Annotated in this window: 4 protein-coding genes; 2 read left to right on the top strand and 2 right to left on the bottom strand. The window is 68.0% G+C overall.

Annotated elements, in window-relative coordinates:
- Window positions 1-204: 204 nt before the first annotated feature.
- Window positions 205-2,787, top strand: a complete 2,583-nt coding sequence (locus ACRDPS_RS09055; RefSeq protein WP_431501297.1) for an ATP-dependent Clp protease ATP-binding subunit — start codon at window positions 205-207, stop codon at window positions 2,785-2,787.
- A 302-nt stretch (window positions 2,788-3,089) separates the two neighbouring features.
- Here ACRDPS_RS09055 and ACRDPS_RS09050 read toward each other — a convergent pair whose 3' ends face one another.
- Complete coding sequence (locus ACRDPS_RS09050) at window positions 3,090-3,956, bottom strand: A/G-specific adenine glycosylase (protein ID WP_431501296.1); 867 nt, start codon at window positions 3,954-3,956, stop codon at window positions 3,090-3,092.
- An 80-nt stretch (window positions 3,957-4,036) separates the two neighbouring features.
- On the opposite strand from ACRDPS_RS09050, the gene ACRDPS_RS09045 reads away from it, so the two are divergent.
- Window positions 4,037-4,753, top strand: a complete 717-nt coding sequence (locus ACRDPS_RS09045; RefSeq protein WP_431501295.1) for a hypothetical protein — start codon at window positions 4,037-4,039, stop codon at window positions 4,751-4,753.
- 157 nt (window positions 4,754-4,910) lie between these two features.
- Here ACRDPS_RS09045 and disA read toward each other — a convergent pair whose 3' ends face one another.
- Window positions 4,911-5,993: a DNA integrity scanning diadenylate cyclase DisA gene (disA, locus tag ACRDPS_RS09040; protein WP_431501294.1), complete on the bottom strand. Its 1,083-nt coding sequence runs from the start codon at window positions 5,991-5,993 to the stop codon at window positions 4,911-4,913.
- Window positions 5,994-6,000 lie beyond the last annotated feature (7 nt).

Here is a 6,000-nt window from a genome sequence, read left to right as displayed (position 1 = left end):
GTCGCGCCCCGAGGGGCGCGACAGCTGCGTTTGAGGCGACGGTCCGACCCGGTGCGCGGAACTGCTTGTTCGCTCTCAGCGCACGGATCGTGTTGTGTTGTCGGGAACGCGTAGGCTGTCCGTGGGGTTGTTTCCCGGTGAGACCGCCCAACCGGAGCAGTCCGGTGGGCGCCTGCGCCCCAGATCTTTAGGAGAGATGCGTACATGTTCGAGCGGTTCACTGACCGAGCCCGCCGGGTGGTCGTGCTGGCCCAGGAAGAGGCCCGCATGCTCTCCCACAACTACATCGGGACCGAGCACATCCTGCTCGGCCTGATCCACGAGGGCGAGGGCGTCGCCGCCAAGGCCCTCGAGTCCCTCGACATCTCGCTCGAGGCGGTGCGCAACCAGGTCGAGGAGATCATCGGCCAGGGTCAGCAGGCACCGTCCGGGCACATCCCGTTCACGCCGCGCGCCAAGAAGGTGCTCGAGCTGTCCCTGCGCGAGGCGCTGCAGCTCGGCCACTCCTACATCGGGACCGAGCACATCCTGCTCGGCCTGATCCGTGAGGGCGAGGGCGTCGCCGCCCAGGTGCTGCAGAAGCTCGGCGCCGACCTCAACCGGGTCCGCCAGCAGGTCATCCAGCTCCTCTCGGGTTTCCAGGGCAAGGAGGGCCAGGCCACGTCCGGCGCCACCGCGTCGACGGGGACGACCTCGACCGAGGCGCCGTCCTCCAGCCTGGTTCTCGACCAGTTCGGCCGCAACCTGACCCAGGACGCCCGCGACGGCAAGCTCGACCCGATCATCGGTCGGGAGATGCAGATCGAGCGCGTCATGCAGGTGCTCTCGCGTCGTACGAAGAACAACCCGGTCCTCATCGGCGAGCCCGGCGTCGGCAAGACGTCGATCGTCGAGGGGCTGGCCCAGGACATCGTCAAGGGCACCGTCCCCGAGACGCTCAAGGACAAGCAGATCTACACGCTCGACCTGGGTGCGCTGGTGGCCGGCTCGCGCTACCGCGGTGACTTCGAGGAGCGCCTCAAGAAGGTGCTCAAGGAGATCAAGACCCGCGGCGACATCGTCCTGTTCATCGACGAGATCCACACCCTCGTCGGTGCCGGTGCTGCCGAGGGCGCGATCGACGCGGCCTCGATCCTGAAGCCGATGCTGGCTCGTGGCGAGCTGCAGACGATCGGTGCGACCACGCTGGACGAATACCGGAAATACCTGGAGAAGGACGCCGCTCTCGAGCGCCGCTTCCAGCCGATCCAGGTGCCGGAGCCGTCGATCGCGGTCGCGATCGAGATGCTCAAGGGCATCCGGGACCGCTACGAGGCCCACCACCGGGTGACGATCACCGACGAGGCGCTCGTCTCCGCGGTGACCCTGGCCGACCGCTACATCTCCGACCGGTTCCTGCCCGACAAGGCCATCGACCTGATCGACGAGGCCGGCTCGCGCCTGCGCATCCGCCGGATGACCGCGCCGGCCGACCTGCGGGAGTACGACGACAAGATCGCCGACGTACGTCAGCGCAAGGAGGCCGCGATCGACGGCCAGGACTTCGAGGCGGCGGCCCGACTTCGCGACGAGGAGAAGCAGCTCATCGCGAAGAAGGCCGAGCGTGAGAAGGCTTGGCGTGCCGGCGACATGGACGAGGTCGCCGAGGTCGACGAGGAGCTGATCGCCGAGGTTCTCGCCGTGGCGACCGGCATCCCGATGGTGCAGGTCAACGAGGAGGAGTCCCAGCGCCTGCTGCGCATGGAGGACGAGCTCCACAAGCGCGTCATCGGCCAGGACGAGGCGGTCAAGGCGCTCTCGCGTGCCATCCGGCGTACGCGTGCCGGTCTGAAGGACCCGAAGCGCCCCGGCGGTTCGTTCATCTTCGCCGGTCCATCCGGTGTCGGTAAGACCTGGCTGTCCAAGACGCTCGCCGAGTTCCTCTTCGGCGACGAGGACGCGCTGATCCAGCTCGACATGTCGGAGTTCGGCGAGAAGCACACAGTCTCGCGGCTCTTCGGTTCGCCTCCGGGTTACGTCGGCTACGAGGAGGGTGGCCAGCTCACCGAGAAGGTGCGCCGCAAGCCGTTCTCCGTGGTGCTCTTCGATGAGGTCGAGAAGGCTCACCCGGACATCTTCAACTCGCTGCTGCAGATCCTGGAGGAAGGTCGCCTGACCGACTCCCAGGGCCGCGTGGTCGACTTCAAGAACACCGTGATCATCATGACCACCAACCTCGGTACGCGGGACATCGCGAAGTCGGTCAACCTGGGCTTCTCCCAGGCCAGCGACGTCGCTGGCTCCTACGAGAAGATGAAGGCCAAGGTCACCGACGAGCTCAAGCAGCACTTCCGTCCGGAGTTCCTCAACCGTGTCGACGAGGTGATCGTGTTCCCGCCGCTGTCGAGGGAGCAGATCATGTCGATGGTGGACAACATGATCGCCGCCGTAGAGGTTCGTCTCAAGGACCGCGACATGGGCATCGAGCTCACCACGCCCGCGAAGGAGCTGCTCTCCACGCGAGGCTTCGACCCGGTCCTGGGTGCTCGACCGCTGCGCCGTACGGTCCAGCGCGAGATCGAGGACATGCTCGCCGAGAAGATGCTTTATGGCGACATCGGTCCCGGCGAGATCGTGCTCGTCGACGTCGAGGGCGAGGGCGCGGAGGCGACCTTCACCTTCGAGGGCCAGAAGCGCTCCGCCATTCCGGACATGCCTCCTCTGGAGGGTGCGTCGGTGAGCGATATCGAGCTGCCTGACCAGGACGAGCCGATCAGCCTGGACAAGCCCAAGCCCGAAGGCGACTGACACCGAGACGTCAGTTTCTGGCGTCGAGAAGTCAATTGTTCGCGCCGAGTGGTCAGTAATTCTGGCCACTCGGCGCGATCCCTTTTCGGGCGCCCCAGAAAACTGACCTTTCGGCGTCAAGGAATGACTTCTCGGCGGGATTAGAGATCGCGCGGGTTGGGCCGCCTGCTACGCGCCGCGATACGGGCGCGCTGGCTGCGTTGTCGCCTCTCGATGGTGCAACCAGACCGCCTTCGAGGCTCCGCCTTGCCAGCACACCCGTCTCGCGACGCTCGTGACGGCGCCGCAAACCCGCGCGATCTCTAGGGGAGGGCGAAGAAGTCTGGTTCGACCTCGGTTGCCAGGCTGTCCTTCAGGAGGCCTTCCAGGGCTCTCTTCCGCTGGATGTCGTCGGACCAGACGAGGTCGAGGCGGCTGCGGTGAACGGGGGCGTCGGCGTCGCGGAGCACGGCCAGAAGGCGACCGCGGCACTGACGGTCCGTGCCGGCCCAGGTCTGGACCTTGCGAGGAGGGCCGTCGTAGGCCGGGTGGCCGGCGGCCCGCCAGGCGCAGAGGTCGGCCACGGGACAGCGTACGCAGGCGGGGTTGTTGGCGGTGCAGACGAGCGCGCCGAGCTCCATGACGGCGACGGACCAGGTGGCCGCGGTCGGCTCGTCCTCCGGGAGCACGCCGGCGGCCAGCTCGCGCTCGGCCTTGTTGACCGACTGCGCGGGGAACTCGACACCGCTGAGCGTCCTGGCGAACACCCGGCGTACGTTCGTGTCCAGGACCACGTGCCGTTTTCCGTAGGCGAAGGTGGCGATCGCTGCCGCGGTGTAGTCGCCGACGCCCGGGAGCGCGATCAGGTCCTCGTACGCCTCCGGCACCTCGCCGTCGTGACGCTCGAGGATCGCGGTGGCGGCCGCGTGCAGCCGGAGCGCGCGCCGTGGATAGCCGAGTCGGCCCCACGCGCGTACGGCCTCTCCGGTCGGCTCGGCGGCCAGGTCCGCCGGCCTCGGCCAGCGCTCGAGCCAAGCCTCGTGGACGGGGAGGACGCGGTTGACCGGGGTCTGCTGGAGCATGAACTCGCTGACCATCACCGACCACGGTGTCGCGGTCGCGGAACGCCACGGAAGGTCTCGGGCATTGGCGTCGTACCAGTCCAGAACGGGGTCCAGAAGTTCGCTCACACCCAGATTGTGCCGTGCGACAGGTATTGGTCCGGAGTGGCACCCCGATTCCCGCGCGTCGGGTCATTACCGTGTCGCCTATGGCCCGCGCGACAAGGACTGGAGGACGGCTGCCGGCCTCGGTCTACTGGCGCCGGCGGCTGGCTGTCCTCGCGATCGTCCTGCTTCTGATCGTCGGGATCTCGCGCTTCTTCCTCAACGGGTCGGACGATCCTGATGACACGGCCTCGCCCGTCGCGGACGAGCCCACGGCGACGGTTACGGTCACTCCCACCCCCGACGCGAAGCCGTCGAAGAAGGCGGGCAACGCCACCGGAACCAAGCCCGCGAAGCCGAAGAGCAGCGCGCCTCCGGATCCGACCGGTGAATGCTCGCCCTCCGATGTGGTCGTCGAGCCCGCCGTCACCAACGGCTACGCCGAGGACAACGTCACCATTCCGCTGCAGGTGCGTACGGTGAAGGCCGAGGCGTGCACCTGGAAGGTGTCCGCGGACGCGCTTCAGGTGCGGATCTCCCAGAAGGGTGGCGACCTGGTCTGGTCGACGGTCGTCTGCCCGAAGGCGGTGCCGACCAAGGACATCGTCCTCCGCCGCGACACCGTCACCACCCTGCCCCTGACCTGGTCCGGACGCCGTGTCGTCGCCAACGAGTGCACCGGCCACGGCCCGTGGATGAAGCCGAACTTCTTCGTGATCGTCGCCTCGGCCCTCGGCGGCGAACCGTCCTCCGCCACCTTCGGCCTCTACAAGCCCGGCACCGCCCTGCCGCGTACGGAACCCGACTCTCCAGTCAACTGAGGCCGAGGCGTCAGCTCTGCAGGCCGAGGCGTCAGGTCTGCAGGCCGAGAGGTCAGGTCTGCAGGCCGAGAGGGCACCTGTGTGACGTCTCGGCCTGCAGAAGTGACTTCTCGGCCTGCAGAAGTGACTTCTCGGCGTGCGTTGGTTGGCGGGGGCGTTAGACGTAGCGCTCGAGGATGGTGGACTCGGCGAGGCGGGAGAGGCCTTCGCGTACGGAGCGGGCGCGGAGCTCGCCTACGCCCTCGACGGCCTGGAGGTCGTCGACGCTGGCGGAGAGGAGCTTCTGGAGGGTGCCGAAGTGGTCGACGAGGCGGTCGACGACGGCGGGTGGGAGGCGGGGGACCTTCGCGAGGAGGCGGTAGCCGCGAGGGGCTACGGCGCCGTCGAGCGCCTCGGAGGTGGTCAGGCCCAGGACCCGGGCGGTGGCGGCGGGGTCGACGAGCTCGGCGGAGTTGAGCGCCTCGAGCTCGGCCAGCAGCTCCTCTGGGCTGCGGGCGCGGCGGCCACGGGGGAGGTAGTCACGGATGACCATCTCGCGCTCAGCATCGACGCCGGTGATGAGCTCCTCCAGCTGGAGGGACAGCAGCCGGCCGTCGGTGCCGAGCTCGAGCACATAGTCCTCGATCTCGCGAGCGATACGGGTGACCATCTCGAGGCGCTGCGCGACTACGGCCACGTCGCGCACGGTCACCAGGTCTTCGATCTCGAGCGCCGACAGGGTCGAGGCGACCTCGTCGAGGCGCAGCTTGTAGCGCTCCAGCGTCGCCAGCGCCTGGTTGGCACGGGAGAGGATCTGGCCGGAGTCCTCGAGGACGTGGCGGGTCTGGCCGACGTACGCAGCGATGATCTGCATCGACTGGGACACCGAGATCACCGGGTGACCGGTCTGCTTCGCGACCCGGTCGGCGGTGCGGTGCCGGGTGCCGGTCTCGGTCGAGGGGATGGTGTGGTCGGGCATCAGGTGGACGGCGGCCTGCACGATGTGGCTCAACGAGTCGTCGACGATGATCGCGCCGTCCATCTTGGCGAGCTCACGCAGGCCTGTGGAGGTGAACGGGACCTCGAGCGTGAAGCCGCCGGTCGCGATCGCATCGACCATCTTGTCGTGGCCGAGCACGATCAGCGCGCCGGTGCGGCCGCGGAGGATGCGTTCGAGCCCATCGCGAAGCGGTGTCCCGGGCGCGATCAGAGCAAGCGTCTCGCGCAGTCGGATGGAATCCGCGGTGCGGTCGGCGGGCACGAGAGTC

It is taken from the genome of Nocardioides sp. (genome assembly GCF_050699375.1).
GTDB lineage: Bacteria > Actinomycetota > Actinomycetes > Propionibacteriales > Nocardioidaceae > Nocardioides.
This window is presented reverse-complemented; position numbering and strand designations above follow the sequence as displayed.